Raw genomic sequence first — 17,593 nt, 5'->3', positions numbered from 1 at the left:
AGAACCGATGAAAAGCAGTCCTATAAGATATCAAAAAATAATAAAAAAGTTCCTGATTTTATGAGGAGTGGACCCTCCAAGGGTTTGGAACTCTTGGAGGGTTTTACTTATCAAAATGGAATTCTAACGTTCAATGCAATATTCCTACCCATCTGATGCACGCCAAATGGCCTGAACAGGGACATGTGGTCCAGGTAAGTTTTGTTCAACAAGTTGGTTCCACTGAGGTACACATCCAATAGATTATTGGAAACTTTGAGGTTGCCTCCAATATTCAATCCCAAAAGATAGTAACCTGGCGTGGCTTCTTCCAAAGGAGCGGCCCTATCCTGATCAAATACCAATGAACCTAAGATACTGACATAGGGTCTTTGAATCCTACCGACTGTTTTCAACCTGAAATCTACAGTTTGTGTCCAACGGAATGCCGGAATGTAAGGCAAGAAAGAATTGTCAGACCTCCTCTGACCTATCACCCAACTGTAATTGGTCCCGAAATTCACCCATTTTGCAGAAGTGGGTTGGTAATCCAGTTCTAACTCACCACCATACAACCTGGCATCAGCCTGCTCAAAGGTCCAAACGGTCAGGTCTTCCACCCGCTCATCGGTTGGTGAAAAGAAGATATAATTGTTGATATGGTTATAAAAGACCTCTCCGGCAATGGAAAAACCATTATTGGTATACCTGATTCCAAAATCTGTCTGCAGGTTCTGTTCCCGGACAAAATCGGCATTTCCTCTTTCGAAACGACTGGTACCAGGATGTGGGCCATTTGAAAACAATTCGGCAAGGTCAGGCGCACGGAATCCCTGAGCGATATTCAATCGGAATCTCCAATGGGAATCCGGTCTAAATGTGGCCCCTCCACTGGCAGTCACCCCATCAAAAGTCCGTTCCATCATCCTGTTGGCAGGTTCGCCCGGTAGAATAAAACCATAATCTATCAAATGTGGAGCACTTGCGTCAGCCGTAACTTTCCTAAAATCATAGCGCAGACCGCCCTGTATTACCCATTTATCCTTGTTGTAATTCAACAAACCATAAACGGAGCGGTCATCTTTTGTTGCATCCGGGATTAGAAATTCCCCAGCATTTTCAAAGTTGGTATTTTTCAAATAGAAACCCTGAACCCCAAAAATCGCCTCTACATGAGGCCCAAATCCTTTGTAATATTTCACATCATACATGAAGTTGGAAAGGTTGATCCCCAGATCCACTTCATCAAAATCTTCTTCAATTTCCTTTCTTCTATTGAGGTGATAGCCAAAGGTAGCTTTCAATTTGTCTTCTCCTAAGAAAATATTGGTTTCTGAATTGAAAAAATGGTCCCTGACATCCTGAAAAGGCAACTGCATAGCCCTGTCATTTCTTGTAGTGACCAACTCGTCCATTTCCTCCTCATCAAGAATCCCGAGACGCTGCTGAAGGTAAGTATAGCGGATTCTCGTATCTCCCCATTTTTTCTGAAGGCCTACGCCTGCCTTGATATTTTGTGTGTTGAACCTGGTATTGCCCACTGCGTTGCCGTCCCCGTCCAAATAGTCCGCATGGGATTCTGCAGCCCCACGAAGAGACCAGACAAATCCCTTTTCAGTTGCTCCTTTCACTCCGGCCTCAGACCTCAATCCTAAGGAATTACTGAAGGCCCTGAATACCGCATCACCTTCCACTTGGCCAGCTATGGCATCTTTTTCTTCTACCAAATGTACCACACCGGCCATGGCTCCAGATCCATAAATTATGGAAGCCGGACCCTTGATCATTTCTACATTCGCAATTCCAGTTTCAGTCATTCCCAGTCCATGGTCAGCTCCCCACTGCTGATTCTCAAACCTTGCACCTTGGTAAAGTGAAAGCACCCTGCTGAAGGATAGCCCACGGATGACAGGCTTGCTGATACCTGGGCCAAGGGAAATCTCACTCACACCCGGTGTCCTTGCCAAAGCCGACATCAAGTTGGGGGCAGGCATTTTCATCAAGTCTGTACGGTCCACTTTTTCTATGCTGATCGGTGAACTTTCCTTGCTCATGATATAAGCCCCTGATACTACTACTTCATCGATATTGGTGGCGGTTTCTTCCAGAACGAATACAAGGTTCCTATCCGAACCAGGCCTGATAGTTTTGATAAGGGTAGAATACCCCACAAATGAAACCTGAAGGGTGATATTGCCTGAAGGAATGGCCGTAATCTTAAAGCTACCATCCAGGTCAGTAACTGTCCCCCTGTTGAGCTCAGGGATGAATACAGTAACTCCCGGAAGCGGAGCATTGGTGTTTTTATCTAAAACCTTACCATTGATACTAAGGTCTTGAGCTGCCAGTACAATCGTAGATACCATGTACATGGACAGCAGCAATATATATCGCATGCTAATACGTCTTTAAATTTTGTGGTAATAAAAAGGATTTGTGGAATACGCCCGTCTTAAAAGACGGAGAGCTGAACAAAATTTAGACGTAGTATGGGGGGCCCCGCAGGTCAAACCCTAAAACAACTTCCTGAGAAAACTCCTGTGCAATGAAAGTAGGGTTGATATTAAGTTCTACTCCGGAAAATTCGGGTATTTCAATCGAAAAGTTATAAACAAAATAATCTGCATGGGCTATCAGGTCCAAAATAATCAACTCCATTTCGGAGTGACCATGGTCAGGCAAATTCTTCTGTTCTTGGGTCAGGATGGGATGGGCATGGGTAATGATTTTCCCATTTTCCAATTCATGAGAGTGGAAAAACAAAACCCCGTTGGCCAAAATGGTCAACATCAAAGCCAAACAGAAATGGCTAAAAAGGGGCAATATGTTCCTGAAAAATCTCAATTTGAAAATTAATTTTCCGAATAAACGCGAATATAAGAAAGAAAGTTAGATTAGTTTGCCTATTTTTTATTTTAAAGGCGAACGAAAATATTTTTTTAGCCATCTCTAAAAATTAATTCTGATTCCTTAATTCTGTAATTTTCAGCCATGATAGACTTCAATTTCAGGCCTGAAACCTATTTTGACGGAACAGGGCCTACTGCATTACTGGCCAAATTAACCTATCCTGAAAGCCGATGGGGAGAGGAAATAAATGTTTACTGCAATGTGATTGACGGCGAGTACCATTTCGAAGCCATAGACTTTTATGGGAATGACCTGATGCTCAGGCATGAAAAGTCACAAAAGCCTCTAAGCCTTCAGGAGATGATTGTGTTGATTGAAACCATGGAGGCCAAGGCTTCCAGCTCACAGGGCAATGTAGAACTTACCCTATGTGGGATTCCTGAAGTACAAAGCCACCACTATCCTGATCTGGAAAAATATTTTACTGAAAAAAGAAAAAATTTTGGATTGAATTAAAAATCCAAGATGGTCTCATAAGCCCTGCTCAACACATGGTGGGTCCTGAACCAGTAATCATAAGTTTCAAACGGAATACATTCATTGAAACGCAAGCCCTGAAATTGAATTTGCTGAATGCTGTCCTTTGGCAACCAGCTCCTCAGGTCATTGGCCTGGTCAATGGTGAGTTGGTCCAATTGGATCATTTTACGGCCTTCTACTTGGATGGGTATCAGTTTGGTCATATCGGTTTATTTTTACGCAAAGAAAAAAATAATACCGAAGGATTTGATTAATAGGAAATTACCCTTTTGTTAAGTTTATTGTGCAGCTTCAAGCGATCCCCATATGCTACAAATCCTTTCGATTCCTGCTTTTCTTCTCTTCGGAATCCTTTTACAAAACATCCAAAATCTTCCTTCAAATCTCCCAAAGATTCTCAACAACTACCTGATATACATTGTCTTACCGGCTTTGGCATTAAAATATCTGCCAATTGTTGATTTACAGATGGAGCTGGCCTTGCCAATAGCTTCCGCCTGGATCAGCTTTGGGCTTTCCTGGCTGCTTTTCGGAACTTTAGGTAAATACCTTAACTGGACCAATTCTCTCACTGGTTGTCTTATCATTACTGCAGGACTGGCCAACACTTCTTTTGTGGGCATTCCTATTGTCCGCGCAATTTATGGGGAGGAAGCCGTAAAAATAGCCCTGCTCATTGATCAGGGAGGTTCATTTATTTTGGTAAGCAGCTTTGCGGTAATTGTGGCTTCTATTTACAGTGTAGGTAAAAAAAGAAAGAGGGATATCACTAAGAAAATCCTGACGTTCCCTCCTTTTATATTTTTTATTCTGGCGATAACAATGAACCTCAGCAATATCAAAACCCCTGAATTCTTAGCACTACCTTTAGATTGGATCGCCCTATCCTTGACCCCTGTTGCGTTGACATCTGTGGGTTTACAGGTCAAAATCAACTGGCAGGCTATCCGGAACCCCTTCCTCTGGGCAGGTCTTGGATACAAGCTGCTTTTTATCCCTTTGGTGATATTATTGCTTTTTAAATACCTTTTCCAATTGGAGGGGCTACTGCTTCAGGTATCAGTGATAGAAGCGGCAATGGCGCCGATGATTACAGGTTCTATTATTGCGATAAGCCATGATCTTGAACCAAAATTAGCTTCCCTTTTGGTGGGAGTGGGCATACCCCTCTCCTTCCTTACCATAGCAGCCTGGTATTGGATTTTGGCCTAATTATCATTTTTCTTGGTCGTATCCGGCTTGGTGGTCCTTGGCCGGATCAAACCTTTGAGGACATTTTTGGCTTCTTCTGTCACTTTTTCTTTGGTATCTGACACCCGTCTTTCCGCCTCTCTTTTCACACTGTCCTGTACCATTTCGGCCTTTAACTGAAGTTCCTTTTTGATACTGTCCTCTGCGGCCTTGAACTGTTGGGTCACTTGTTGCTCTATGTTTTCTTTTTCCTGACTTCGACAGTCGTCAGTCCCATTTTTACATAAAGTATTGAAATATAGATCATTATAATTTTCAGATTCTCAATTTGGGTGTCCCGGGGTGGTTTTTTGTACTTTTAGGCATGTTTGTTCGGAGAAAACCCAATAAAAGTGGCAAGATCAGTGTTCAGGTAATTGAGAAGATCAAAGGTAAAAGCAAGGTTGTAAAAACGATCGGAAGCAGTTCTGATCGATCTGAGGTTGAAAGACTTTTTATTCTTGGGGAGGAATGGATAAAAAACCATAAAGGAGCACTTGAAATCCCCTTCAGTGATGAAGAACGGATTGCCGATTCTGTTCTGGAAAGTGTTGAAAACATCACTGTTTCAGGTACCGAGCTGCTTTTGGACAGGATTTTCAATGATATTGGGTTCAGCGCAATCCAAGATGATATCTTCAGGTGGCTGGTATATTCCAGGATCTGTTTTCCTGCCAGCAAGCTGAAAACCTGTGATTACCTGCTCACCTACCACGGCCTCGAATTCCAGGTTCAGGACCTTTACAGGTACATGGACAAGCTTTACAACAACTATAAGGAAACGGTCCAGCTGATCAGCTTTGAAAATACCAAGAGAATACTCGGAGGGAGTATCAATATCGTTTTCTATGATGTTACTACGCTTTATTTTGAAGTGGATCATGAAGATGATCTTAGAAAGAGTGGTTTTTCCAAGGAGGGAAAGCATCAAAATCCACAGATTGTTTTGGGTCTGCTGGTTGGACTAGAGGGATATCCTCTGGCTTATGAGATTTTTGAGGGAAACAAGTTTGAAGGGCATACGATGATCCCTGTGATAGAAGCTTTTAGAAAGAAGTATAGCTTACCTGCTCCGATTGTTGTTGCCGATTCAGGTTTACTGTCAAAAAGCAATGTAAAAGAGTTACGGGACAACGGTTACGAGTTTATTCTGGGAGCAAGGCTGAAAGCTTCCCCTGATAAAAGTAAAGAGAGGATATTGGCTTTTGAACTTGAAAACGGCGAGAGCAGGCTGCTGGATTGGGAGGACGGGCTCAGAATGGTTGTCAGTTATTCAGACAGAAGAGCCAAAAAAGACAGGATCAACAGGGAGAAAGGTCTTAAAAAGCTCGAGAAACAGTTAAAATCAGGAAAGCTCAACAAAAGCCACATCAACAACAGGGGCTATAACAAGTATCTTAAAATGGAAGGGGAGGTAAAGATTGCCCTTGATATTGAAAAGTTTGAACAGGATGGGAAATGGGACGGTCTCAAAGGGTATATTACCAACACAAACCTTGACAAAGACGAGGTCATTGAGAATTACAACAACCTTTGGAAAATAGAAAAGGCCTTCAGGATAACCAAAAATGAAATCAAAGTCAGGCCTGTTTTCCATTATAAACAACGCAGGATCGAAGCACATATAAGCATCGCATTCGTCGCTTACAAAGTGTTTAAGGAACTGGAAAGGCAGTAATTGGAAAAAGGACCAAAACTTTCTCCTCAGAAAGCCATAGAAATAGCAAAAGGGATTTACACTGTTGAAATACAGCTCAAATCTTCAGGTAAAAAGCTGAGAAAGACCCTATTTTTGAACGAAAGTCAACAAAAACTCGCAAAAATGTTCGGTTTTTGATTTTGGGTGTCCCAGTGTCGAAGTCAGGTGAAGTTCCTTTTTGATACTGTCCTCTGCGGCCTTGAACTGTTGGGTCACTTGTTGCTCTATGTTTTCTTTTTCACTTCTCACCCTGGATTGTAAGGCGGTCGCCAAAAGATTTTCTATACTATTGCCCCCGGCAAGTGAAATCCTGGGATTATTATAATTCCCTCCCAAACTGATGGCAACAGGAATCAAAGTAGAAGCATTTGCCTCTGTTCCTGAAATGCTGGCAAGGAGTGCATTGGCCTGGGCACCGAATCTTCCGGCCGGAACCTGCATGTTGATCAGGTAATTGATGGTACCATCAAAACCGGTACTTCCCTGAATATTGGCCTGATAATCCCATAACCTTACATCAAAGGGCTTCACCTCCATGATACCGTTTTTGATTTCAATAGGTATGGATACATTTCTGAACTGAATGGTATTGGTATCATTCAATTTGGTCAGGCTAGTAATGCCCTGAAGCAACTGGCTGTTCTGATAGGCTGCCTCCGCTACCCTCAACAGACCTTTGGCGTTCAAAGAGGAAAGAATAGGCATCATGTCCTGGCCCAAAATTCCAGAAAAACTCAGGTTACTGTTGAAATTCCCAGTAAGGTGTTGGGCTACCGGAGCAAATGCTTTCACCGTATTCAATGTTTCAAAAGCCTGTGCAATGCTGAGATTGGCAAGGTTAACCCCCAAGTCAAATTTTGGGGCCGTTAAATCCCTTGGATCATAGGTGCCATTAAGGCTTATCTGACCACCAAGTGCCCTCATCCCTGCATCACGGAAGGTCAGTACTCCATCCTTGAGATTCAAGGTACCTTTGACTTCTTTCAGGTTCATATTGTCGTAGATCACCTCATTAGCAGCTACGGACATGCTGAAATCTATATTTTTTGGAAGTTCCAAAACCGTGAGTTCTTCGCTGTCACTACTTTCACTCATCCATTCATTGACATCAAACCTGGAAGAATTAAGAGAAAGCTGCCCTTTAAGCACTTCATTTTCCTTCAAAACAAAATTCAGGTAATTGGAAAGGAACCCGGTAGCCTGAACCGGACTTTGACCAACCCTGGAGTCAAATTTGGTCAAATTGATACGCTCAGGTGAAAAATCAGCTTTGGCTTCATGGATCCTTACACCCTGCGGCAAGTCCGAAGAGGTAAAGTAAAACTTACTGACTTCCATACTTCCTCTTGTGTCCAACCTATTATACCTGCCTTCTTCTACATCTTTGTAAGAACCTTTGGTCAATAAGTCGGCACGGACCAAACCTTCCATGATGATGTTTTCCATAGGAAAGATCGCCAACATCTTGCCCAGATCTACAGCACCTTTTACAGCACCGTCCCAATTCAATAGGGAAAAATCTGTAACCTTTAACCTTCCGGAAATGGCTTCATCTTCAAGCTCGAAACCAAATTGACTGAGGTCAAGCAAAAAGTCATTCATCCTGCCTGATTTATTCTGGACAGTGGCCCTTATATTCAGTTTTTCTATTGGCGAAGGATATTCACTTGTCCTGACAAATCCATTGCTCAAAAGCATCTGGGCATCAATGGCAGGAATTACTTTGGCAACAGAATCATACCTTCCTTTAGCAGTAGCATTGATGTCCAACAAGCCCTTCAAGGTCATTCCCTCAATCGGGAAAATAGAAGTAAGTTCTTCCAGATTCAGCTTTCCCTTAAGAGCACCTTCCATATCGTAGTTCACCAAATTCTCCAGTATAAAGCGTCCTGAAATCGGGTTGCTTCCAAAGTTGAGGTTAAAAACGGGAATCTGAACACTGGTATTGTCCAGGTTTGCTGTTTCATTTTTAATCCTGACATCCATATTGACATCGCTGACCGGACGGGGAAGATCAGGATATTGGAAAAATCCATCGTTTATGTTTAATCCTATATCAAAAGAAGGAAAGGTATTGTCTGAATAAAGCCCTTTAAAATAGCCCTGAAAGTCCATTGTCCCGGAAGTCCTTAGACTGCCAAAGCTTTCGGTATACATCCCCGGAACAAGAGAAAGGATACTCCTGAAGCTATTGTCCTTCCCTCCAAAATTTATATCAAATTCAACCCCTTCTTCAGGTAGGGCTATATAACCCCCAAAATCAAAGAAAAAATCATTCAGGGCAAAGTCTCCTTCTCCAAAACCGAACTTCATCTGATCCATATCAATGTTCATCAGGGTTTCACCCTTAAAACTCTTATTTCTCAGATAATTCACGCCTTCATAAGTGATGTCGGCTATAAAGGCCTCCGCTTTTACGGGCAATTCATATTGTGAAAGGGTAAATTCTCCCTGACCTTCGGCTTTGACCTTTGCTAAGGCCATGAAATATTTCAATTGGCGGTCATCATAGATCAGGTCCACATCATTTACCCTGATGATATCTATGGCCATTTTGAAATTGCTCTCAGCGGCCTCTTCTTCAGCAGGATAGGTAATATCATAATTTGCAGTTCCGTCTTCCAAAACTTTGATATAAACACTGCCTCCGTCCAAATGCACTCCGGTAAGGGTAGGATAATCATCAAAAATAACCGACTTCAGGTTGAAATCCACCTGCAACTTGTCCATATGGATCAAGGTGTCATTTTGAAAGGGTGGGTTGCCAATGATACCCAATTCCTCTACAGTCGCAGAAATATGGGGAAAGCGCTTGAAAATACTCAGGCTGATTTTATTGATATCGAAATAAACCTGGGCATTGATGGAATTGCTGATCTCACGGTCTATCCTTTCGGCAATCTTATCCTTGAAAATAAAAGGCAAGGACACTAACGCAAGGAGTAAAAAAACAAAAATCCCAAGGCTGATGAGAATGACTTTTTTCATGGCTGTGTGGTAATGTTATAAACTATTAAACGAAAATTTACTTAAAAAGATGTCACAATCCGCATTTTCAAGCCTTTCTTATTTCCTCCAAACCTTCTGGATTTCAGCATCCAATTCTTCATGGATGTGGTTATTGGAAGCCAAAACATCACCCCCAAAAAGATAATCCTTACCTTGTCTGAAGTCTGTCATTTTACCTCCTGCTTCCATGACAATGATAGCACCTGCTGCCACATCATAAGGCTTAAGGTTGTACTCAAAAAAGCCTTCAGCCCTTCCGCTTGCTACATAACACAAATCCATTGCGGCACTGCCCACCCTTCTTACGCCATGGCATTTCTCCATCAATGACCGCAATATTTTCAGGTAATCGTCAATCTTGGAAAATCCACTGTACGGAAAACCGGTAGCTATCAAGCTCTCTCCAAGACTTTTGGCCTTGCTTACATGAATCCGATTTCCATTGAGGTAAGCACCTTGGCCTTTGACCGCATAAAAACACTCATCTTGATTGATTTCATACACCACGCCCAGCACTATTTCATCTTCATACCTCAAACCTATACTCACCGCAAAAACTGGCAATCCATGGATAAAATTGGTCGTACCGTCCAAAGGGTCAATGATCCAGGTATAGGCTTTTCCATCCCTTGATGCAGTCCCCTCTTCGGTAATAAAATCTGCCTCAGGCAAAATGACCTCCAACTTACTTACAATGATCTTTTCTGCTTCCTTGTCCACATAGGAAACCAGGTCATTCAGCCCTTTTTGTTCCACTTTATTCAGGTCAAAATTTTTACGTTCTTCCCGTATGAAGGCCCCGGCTTCCTTGGCTACTGCTTTGGTGTGTTCTAAAACTTGTAATAAATCAACCATATCTTTTATTGATTTTTTTAATGTCTCCTTAATGACGGAAAATCCTACTCGGTTTTTATATTCTGCCTTTAGTCCTAGGGCCTTACCCTAAGCTATTACAAGTCGGCCCTTCAGGCCTTGATTACCAACCGTATTTGCCTATCGCCTAAATAAACCCCGGGTTGTACCCGGGGCTATTACTCTAAAGGGATTAAACCCCTATCTGGGTTTTCAATGTCTCCATTTTAGGTAATTACCTTAATGAATTCCTTAATTCCTAAACTCCTCAATGGTTCAAAAACTTCAACCTCCCGCTTCCGACATCCGACTTTCGAACTATTTACCTCTTAGGCCTAGCCTCTCGATTCTCGCTTCTCATCTCTCGCCTCTCTTTTCTCGCTCCTACCCTCACTTTTGCCTTCCACCACCAGTACAATCTCCCCCTTGATGGGATGTTCTATGTAATAGTCTATGAGTTCAGCCAAAGTCCCCCTGACATTTTCCTCAAATACTTTGGTAAGCTCTCTGGACACAGAAGCCATACGTTCAGGACCAAAAGCTTCTGCAAACTGTTCCAAGGTCTTCATCAACCGGTGCGGAGATTCATAAAAGACCATCGTCCTGCTTTCTTCCAACAAAGACTGAATCCTGGTCTGTCTCCCTTTTTTGTGGGGCAAAAACCCTTCAAAGGTAAAGCGGTCATTGGGAAGGCCTGAATTCACCAAAGCAGGCACAAAAGCCGTAGGTCCCGGAAGGCAATTCACTTCCAGTCCGGCATCCTTAGCCGCACGGACCAATAAAAACCCGGGATCAGAAATTCCAGGAGTCCCTGCATCACTAATGAGGGCCATCACCTCTCCTTTCTTCAGCCTTTCCACCAGTTTTTCCACTGCTTTATGCTCGTTGAAAATATGGTAACTTTGGAGAGGGCGATTGATTTCCAAATGCTTGAGCAGTTTCCCCGAAGTCCTGGTATCCTCTGCCAATATCACATCCACAGATTTCAACACCTCAATGGCCCTTAAGGTAATGTCCTTCAGGTTGCCAATCGGCGTAGGAACCAGGTAAAGTTGTACGGACTTGTCTTCCAATTCCGACATTTTACAACTTATCTATGGCTTCTGCCAATTTCCTATCCTTCTCTGTGACAACATTGCCCGCATCATGGGTAGTCAGTTCAATATGTACCGTATTGTATACATTGCTCCAATTGGGATGGTGGTTATGGGCTTCGGCCAGGAAAGCAACCCTGGTCATAAAGGCAAATGCCTCCTGAAAGTCCTTAAACGTAAAAGTTTTCTTCAAACAGTTGTTCTCTTCTTTCCACATAGGGACAATAATTAAAGTGAAATGACTCCTTCGATTTTGGCAGCACGTTCGTAAACTTCCAAGATGGCCTCACTGCTCGGCATCATGGCCTTGATGGTAGCAGAGACATATTTACCTTTGGAAGATTCCTTTAAGGTCATCTTATTGTTGGGCAAAAGTGCCGCAACCTGATCTTCCCTGCCGCTCAACACGATAAATTTGAACATATACAAAGTCGGAAATGCAGTCTGTGATTCCAGCTTTTCCTTAAATGCCTTCTTGTCAAATGTAAATTTCATATCCTGCGAATTTATAGTTTTAACCCGAATTTTGCATTAGGTTTCATAATGCATATTTCGGGTTTAACAAAATTCCTCCCAAAATAAATCCCAAACAAAAAAACCCATGGATGGCTCCATGGGTTTCGATCCTCCAGTCAGGAAATATTAGAAGAATTTGTATCTGTAATCTTTGACATTCGCCAAGTCTTCCAAAGCCATCATGATCATGTAAGCTGTTCTTTGGGAAGCATTCAAAGTCAATTGTCTTTGATATCCACTGTAGTCAGCTAATTCAGCAGCTGGAGTAAGGGAATTCAGCTTCAACACAATGATACCTACATCCTCGTGGACAGGCTTGCTGATTTTGCCCGATTCCTTCAGACCAAAAACGGTACCAATAGCTTTAGGAGCAAAACCAACACCTGGCAATACAGAAGCGCTCAATCTCAGGTCAGGAATATTGTCCAAAGAAGCTTCATTAGGAAATACAGCCTGCATTTCTTCCAAAGTGGCCTTCCCCTCCAATTGCTTCTTAATCATCTCTGCTTTCTTGTCATTTCTCACTTGGCTCAATACCTGTGCTCTTACCTGATCCAAGGAAGCTGTTCCTTCTTCATACCTGTTTCTCAAGGTAGCCACAATGTAGCTGTTGTCAAGTTCAAACACCTGGGATACTTTTCCTACAGATGCATCATTGAAGGCCCACCTGATTACTTCTCTTGCACCCTGAAGGTTGTTAAGGTTTCTATCAAATGCCCCTACATTGTTGGCCTGAATGATTCTGTAACCTTCTTTTTCGGCATTTTCTGCAAATTGCTTCGCATTGGAAGCGTTGGCTGCAAAGAAGTCAGCCCTTCTGAAAATTTCATTTCTTGTCGCATCACTAGGGATCAATTCCAATTCCAATGTGGCGATTTTGTAAGTCTCAGCCTTTGGCATTTCGGTCACCTCAATGATATGGTAACCATACTCTGTCTCAACCAGTCTATTGATCAATCCTGTAGATCTAACAGCAAATGCTGCCTCAGCAAATTCTTCTACGAAATCCTCTTTTGCAAACCAGCCCAAATCACCGCCTCTTTGCGCGGTGGCATCCTGACCATATTGTGCAGCTGCTGCAGCAAAGCTCAACCCATCCTGGATTTCTTTCAGTACATTTTGAGCATTTGTTCTTACTTCTGCTTTTGCATCATCACTCAGCTCTTGGGTACCGAATAAGATATGGCTGGCCCTCATTCTAGGAGTGCCGTTGAATTTATCGGTAATCTTATAAGATACGTAAGTCGACCTATTGGTCAGGAAAGGTCCATAAGTCTCTCCTACCTGAATGTCATCCACATTAGAAGTAAGGGAGGCTGGAAGGGCATCTCCGGGAAGGATAGTGGCAAAAGGCCTTGCTGCTTCAGAATTTCTCAATACAAAAACAGAGTCATTGCTGGCATTTCTCAATTCCTCTGTCAATTTTCTGATTTCAGAGATTACTGCTGCAGAGTCTTCACCACTTGGTACCAGATTGAAAGAAACATAGTCCAAATCCACCGCATTGGATACTTTGAATTTGTCTTTGTTTTTGTTGATATAGTCTCTCAACTCATTGTCAGATACCTGTACATCATTGTCAGATATGGCATAGAAAGGAATAAAAACATAATCCACATCGGCAAGAGAGTTCTGCATCTTATGCTCCAACCTTCCTTCTGCTGAAGTAGCAAATTCAGATGTGGAAAGCAGGTTGTCATATTTTACCCTCAATCTTGCATCTGCAAACAATTTTTCCTGCTGCGCCCAGAAAGCCCTTTGTTCAGGACCTGCGTTTTCCAAAGACTGAAGGAAGGTGACCAATTGGTCCCTGTCAAACTCCCCCGTCATTGGGTTGGTCAACTGCTGCCTGAGTTCAGCGATGATGTTTTTACCTTGTACCATGTCCACCAATTCCGCGTCGGAAATGGTCAGGCCCAAGGCCTCATATTGAGAAGCAAAAACTTTTTCTACAATCAGGGCCTGCCAGGCCTGCTCTCTGATTGTATACATTTCATTTTCGGAAGGAGTTCTTCCGGTGTTTTGCTGGAAAGAAAATTTGATCTCTTCGATTTTACGAATGTATTCCTCATAGGAAATACTTTCACCTGCAATCTCACCAACCTTGTTTGAACTGCCACCTAATATGGTGGAATTGGGGCTTAAAATATCTCCCCCAACTATAAACAATATCAAACCCACTGCGATAACGCCGATTGCAAGACCTGTTTTCTGTCTGATTTTTTTAATTAATGCCATTCTACTGGATTTTTGAAGTGCCGCAAAATAATTACATCTAAGGCTAAATTCAAAATAATATGACTGTCAATAAATCACTTATTCGGATTAAGGGCAGGATTGTGCTTCACTTTTAGGGTTTCTATGCGGTGATCCTGCTTTGCCACGATAGTAAAAGTCAGATTCCCAAAGGTGATACTCTGTCCTTTTTGGGGTATGTCTTCTGTCAATGAGAGTATAAAACCTGCTAAAGTTTCGAATTCCCCATAGGGAAGTTCCCATCCGTATTTCTCATTCAGATAGTCGATTTCATGACGGGCACTGATCAGGTATTCATTTTCCGAAATCTTCTGCTCCGTCAGGTCATCTGTATCGTATTCATCCTGAATCTCCCCAAAAATCTCCTCGATGATATCTTCCATACTCACTATGCCGCTGGTCCCGCCGAATTCATCCACTACCAAAGCCAGACTTTTTCTTTCTTTGATAAATTGGATCAAAAGCTCATTGGCTAGGGCAGATTCGGGCACAATGATGATGGGGGTAAGGATATCCCTGATCTTTTTGGGTTTTTTGAAAAGCTCCAACTGGTGGCAATAACCGATCACATCATCAATGGAGTCTTCATAGACGATGATTTTGGAATGTCCGCTCTCTGCAAATACCTGCTTCAGATCCTCAATGCTGTCTTCTACATCCACGGCTACGATATCCGTCCTGGGCACCATACATTCCCGTATCCTGATGGTCTTGAACTCTACTGCATTGTCAAAAATCTTGGTGTCTATTTCGACTTTGACATCCTGACTGCTATGCTGTAGGTTATTTTTTATGAAGCTGTTCAGGTCGGTGACTTTGAAAACAGGTTTGTCTTCACTGTAATCTAATCCCAGCACTTTGGTAATAAAGAAGCGGGACAATCCCACAACCAGCCATACGATCGGATACATCAGGTAATAGATCACCTGAAAGGGTACAGAAAGGGCTGAAAGCAATCTGTTGGGGTTGAGCAAAAAAATACTTTTTGGCAGAAACTCAGCAGTCACCAAGACCAGGATGGTGGAAAGGACTGTCTGAATGATCATGATACTGGCCTGATTTACCAGATTGTACGGTAACCATGCCGCTATCCAAGGTTCCAGCAGATTGGCCATAAAGATGCCGTAAAGCACCAGTGCTATGGTATTCCCGATCAGGGTGGTACCGATGAACTGACCTGGTTTTTGGAGAAAATTGGACAGAATCCTGCCGGAAAGGAGCCCCTGCTTATTCTGAAGCTCGATGTGTAATTTATTGGCGGAGACAAATGCGATCTCTACCCCCGAAAAAAAAGCGGAAAACAGCAAGGTGATGACCACATAAAGCAAATAGTCTGTTTCCATTATTTTCTTTTCCGTTTTAGGTCTGACTTATCAGGATCCTCTTCTTGGCCTGTCCTTTGGTTTTGTCTGAATTTGTACCAAAACAAAAAAACCACCGCCAACATAAAAATGGGGTAGGAAGCCACAATACCATTGGTAATGGTCTGATGTGTCCCGATGATGACAAAGGCTGCCGAGAGTGAAAGTAATATTATATCGCTTGCTTTCATTTTAGAGTGATTCACCAGGTAAAATGGTTCTGCTGTTCGTCACCTTAAAGAGTTTGTATTCATTAAAACCCTCATCAGCTTCCATACCCGTTCCGTTAAAGATAGTTTCCCTTTCCTGAATCGTGACAAACTTTTCTGTATAAATTTTTTTGGTATTGGGATCCCAAAACAATTCTTCTGAAGAAAGGCTTTGGTCTTTTTCAAGGTTTTTGACCTTCACATCTCCCTCTCCTCTGTACAGGTTGCTGGTTCGGCTGTAAAAGCCCTTATCTGCCCTCATCGTGGTAGTCACATTTCCCTCCTTGTCGAAAAAAACAATTTCTATCCCCTCAGGAAACTCCAGGTCACCGGATTCAAATTCCATTTGTTTTTTAGACTTCAGATGCGTTCTTACAATGGCCGAATCACTGTGATAGAGGTCAATGTCATAAGCGGTGCTGATCGGACCTGTGTACCTCTCAAACATGCTACTATCCACCTCAGTCCCACAGGACATCAGATGAAGGATGAAAAAAAGACCAATAATCAAGTGTGGCAATTGTTTCATTTTTGCAAAGATATCAAAAGTTTTTTTACCCCTATGTGTCCACTCAACCCGATTTACGTATTAGGGCTCCTTGTATCCTGTCCAAATGGACATAAAGAAGAGTCCAAAGACAATAAAAAAGGCAGCCCAAAGGCTGCCTTTCCTATTTACAAATCAATATTTGGATCAATCTCTTGTAGCTAAGGTTACGGTCTCACCTACCCAGCATCCTGTGTTGATACTTTCACCTGCCTGCCTGCCTTCTGTGAAAAGTTCTTCCTTGGATGGGAATCTGGATCTGGCTTCCCTCATTCCCTCACTGTTACCAGCCCTTTGGAAGGCATTGTACGCAGCGATAAACACCGAGTAGTCCTTTGCTCTACTTTCTCCACCTTTACAATCATTGAATGCACCCATATACAGGTACCCGATCAAAGTATAAGCTTCAGAAGCCTTTTCAGAGTCCAATCTGGCAGCCTCCTGGGCAGCAGATCTTGCGGCAGACTTCCTTCCCAACTGGGCATGAACTTTAGCCAAGTCCAACTGAACATCTGCTTTTTGTTTGTCATTTTCTGCCAAAGTCAGCGCTTTTTCCAATACTGGCTGCGCTTTTTCATACTCTCTGTTCTGCATATACCTCATTGCTCTTACCTGAGAAGTAGAGAAAGTAGGTTTATCAGAGTCTATGATTTCCAATGCAGTAAGGAAGGAATTGGATCCAAGGCACTTATACTGTACAGAGTATTTGAATATCTGCTGCGCCAAAACCAAATTGGAAGGATCTGCCTTCAGTTTAGGCCCCAAAGTGTTTTCGATGAAATCACAGTTGATCAATTCCATAGCGATCAATAAGGTCTCTACGTTGGATTTAGGAGTACTCACATCCGTACCTTTGGCTTCAGCTTCTTCAAGCAGTTTGGATATTTTATCATGGATAGCCAATACCTGCTCAGGAGTGTAAGCTTTGTTCAATAGATAGTGTCTTCTCACCAAATCAAAGTAAGCTGCGGTATAAGCAGGATTGATGCTTCCATTTACTTCAAAAGCTCTTTCATAAAAACTTACAGCTTCTGCCAGTTTGGTTTTATCATCTCTGAAGTACTGATACCCGTAGTAAGCTTTATTTTCAATCCACCTATTTTCATTATCGAAGTACTGCTTTCTCAGGTCATAGATTTTCATCACTGAATCCTGGTAAACCCTTTTCTGGGCAGGATCACTAGCTCCAACAGCAGCGCCATTGTAAACGGTAACCCCATTGATATAAATGGACTCGTTCAGGTCAGGCGCATTGACCAGTAGCCAATGCAAAGGCCTGGTCGCCTCCACAAATTGTTCTGACTTCATGTAATCCACGTAGGCAGCATTATACTCCCTCGCTTTAGCTTCTTTAGCTGGGTCGGAAGGCCACTTCCAACCATCTTGGGCTTGAGCATAACCCGCTACTAAAAGGGTAAGCAACCCGGCTAGTACATTTTTAACTTTCATGT

General features: G+C 42.6%; 16 protein-coding genes and 1 pseudogene. 3 read left to right on the top strand and 14 right to left on the bottom strand.

Features of this window, described 5'->3' with window-relative positions; genetic code table 11:
* Positions 1-110 precede the first annotated feature (110 nt).
* Entirely contained in the window at positions 111-2,375 is a 2,265-nt protein-coding gene (locus BC751_RS06595) for a TonB-dependent receptor (protein ID WP_130274851.1), read from the bottom strand.
* 82 nt (positions 2,376-2,457) lie between these two features.
* Positions 2,458-2,769 carry a hypothetical protein gene (locus tag BC751_RS06590; RefSeq protein WP_130277520.1) on the bottom strand — a complete coding sequence of 104 codons (312 nt, stop codon included), beginning with the start codon at positions 2,767-2,769 and terminating at the stop codon, positions 2,458-2,460.
* A gap of 201 nt (positions 2,770-2,970) precedes the next feature.
* Here BC751_RS06590 and BC751_RS06585 point away from each other — a divergent pair, with 201 nt between their 5' ends.
* Complete coding sequence (locus tag BC751_RS06585; protein WP_130274850.1) at positions 2,971-3,345, top strand: UDP-glucuronosyltransferase; 375 nt, start codon at positions 2,971-2,973, stop codon at positions 3,343-3,345.
* Here BC751_RS06585 and BC751_RS06580 read toward each other — a convergent pair.
* Positions 3,342-3,572: a hypothetical protein gene (locus BC751_RS06580; protein WP_130274849.1), complete on the bottom strand. Its 231-nt coding sequence runs from the start codon at positions 3,570-3,572 to the stop codon at positions 3,342-3,344. The two genes, BC751_RS06585 and BC751_RS06580, sit on opposite strands and share 4 nt — an antisense overlap.
* 103 nt (positions 3,573-3,675) lie before the next feature.
* Here BC751_RS06580 and BC751_RS06575 point away from each other — a divergent pair, with 103 nt between their 5' ends.
* Positions 3,676-4,581: an AEC family transporter gene (locus BC751_RS06575; protein WP_130274848.1), complete on the top strand. Its 906-nt coding sequence runs from the start codon at positions 3,676-3,678 to the stop codon at positions 4,579-4,581.
* Here BC751_RS06575 and BC751_RS06570 read toward each other — a convergent pair.
* The gene (locus BC751_RS06570; protein ID WP_130274847.1) at positions 4,578-4,787 is read right to left on the bottom strand and encodes a hypothetical protein; all 210 of its coding nucleotides are present in this window, start codon (positions 4,785-4,787) and stop codon (positions 4,578-4,580) included. The genes BC751_RS06575 and BC751_RS06570 overlap by 4 nt on opposite strands.
* A 137-nt stretch (positions 4,788-4,924) precedes the next feature.
* Here BC751_RS06570 and BC751_RS06565 point away from each other — a divergent pair.
* Positions 4,925-6,436 (top strand): annotated as a pseudogene (locus BC751_RS06565) (IS1634 family transposase).
* Here BC751_RS06565 and BC751_RS06560 read toward each other — a convergent pair.
* The 10 genes from BC751_RS06560 to BC751_RS06515 all read right to left on the bottom strand — a co-directional run bounded on the left by BC751_RS06560 (position 6,386) and on the right by BC751_RS06515 (position 17,591).
* Entirely contained in the window at positions 6,386-9,286 is a 2,901-nt protein-coding gene (locus BC751_RS06560; protein WP_130274846.1) for an AsmA-like C-terminal region-containing protein, read from the bottom strand. The pseudogene BC751_RS06565 and the gene BC751_RS06560 sit on opposite strands and share 51 nt — an antisense overlap.
* A 78-nt stretch (positions 9,287-9,364) precedes the next feature.
* A complete protein-coding gene (locus BC751_RS06555) occupies positions 9,365-10,162 on the bottom strand; it encodes an inositol monophosphatase family protein (RefSeq protein WP_130274845.1) in 798 nt (265 codons plus the stop codon).
* A gap of 332 nt (positions 10,163-10,494) precedes the next feature.
* Positions 10,495-11,241 (bottom strand): 16S rRNA (cytidine(1402)-2'-O)-methyltransferase, encoded by a 747-nt coding sequence (gene rsmI / locus BC751_RS06550; RefSeq protein ID WP_130274844.1) that lies wholly within the window; start codon positions 11,239-11,241, stop codon positions 10,495-10,497.
* A gap of 1 nt (position 11,242) precedes the next feature.
* Positions 11,243-11,470 (bottom strand): 4a-hydroxytetrahydrobiopterin dehydratase, encoded by a 228-nt coding sequence (locus BC751_RS06545; protein ID WP_130274843.1) that lies wholly within the window; start codon positions 11,468-11,470, stop codon positions 11,243-11,245.
* Positions 11,471-11,481: 11 nt separating this feature from the next.
* A complete protein-coding gene (locus BC751_RS06540; protein WP_130274842.1) occupies positions 11,482-11,748 on the bottom strand; it encodes a DUF493 family protein in 267 nt (88 codons plus the stop codon).
* A 147-nt stretch (positions 11,749-11,895) separates the two neighbouring features.
* Complete coding sequence (locus BC751_RS06535) at positions 11,896-14,007, bottom strand: SurA N-terminal domain-containing protein (protein WP_130274841.1); 2,112 nt, start codon at positions 14,005-14,007, stop codon at positions 11,896-11,898.
* 74 nt (positions 14,008-14,081) lie between these two features.
* Complete coding sequence (locus BC751_RS06530; protein WP_130274840.1) at positions 14,082-15,368, bottom strand: hemolysin family protein; 1,287 nt, start codon at positions 15,366-15,368, stop codon at positions 14,082-14,084.
* Positions 15,368-15,577, bottom strand: a complete 210-nt coding sequence (locus BC751_RS06525; RefSeq protein WP_130274839.1) for a hypothetical protein — start codon at positions 15,575-15,577, stop codon at positions 15,368-15,370. The genes BC751_RS06530 and BC751_RS06525 overlap by 1 nt, the downstream gene beginning before the upstream one ends.
* 1 nt (position 15,578) lies before the next feature.
* On the bottom strand, positions 15,579-16,124 hold the full coding sequence (gene lptC, locus BC751_RS06520; RefSeq protein ID WP_130274838.1) for an LPS export ABC transporter periplasmic protein LptC: 546 nt from the start codon (positions 16,122-16,124) through the stop codon (positions 15,579-15,581).
* 165 nt (positions 16,125-16,289) lie between these two features.
* Positions 16,290-17,591 carry a hypothetical protein gene (locus BC751_RS06515; RefSeq protein WP_130274837.1) on the bottom strand — a complete coding sequence of 434 codons (1,302 nt, stop codon included), beginning with the start codon at positions 17,589-17,591 and terminating at the stop codon, positions 16,290-16,292.
* Positions 17,592-17,593: the final 2 nt, after the last annotated feature.

The organism is Cecembia calidifontis, assembly GCF_004216715.1.
GTDB lineage: Bacteria > Bacteroidota > Bacteroidia > Cytophagales > Cyclobacteriaceae > Cecembia_A > Cecembia_A calidifontis.
This window is presented reverse-complemented; position numbering and strand designations above follow the sequence as displayed.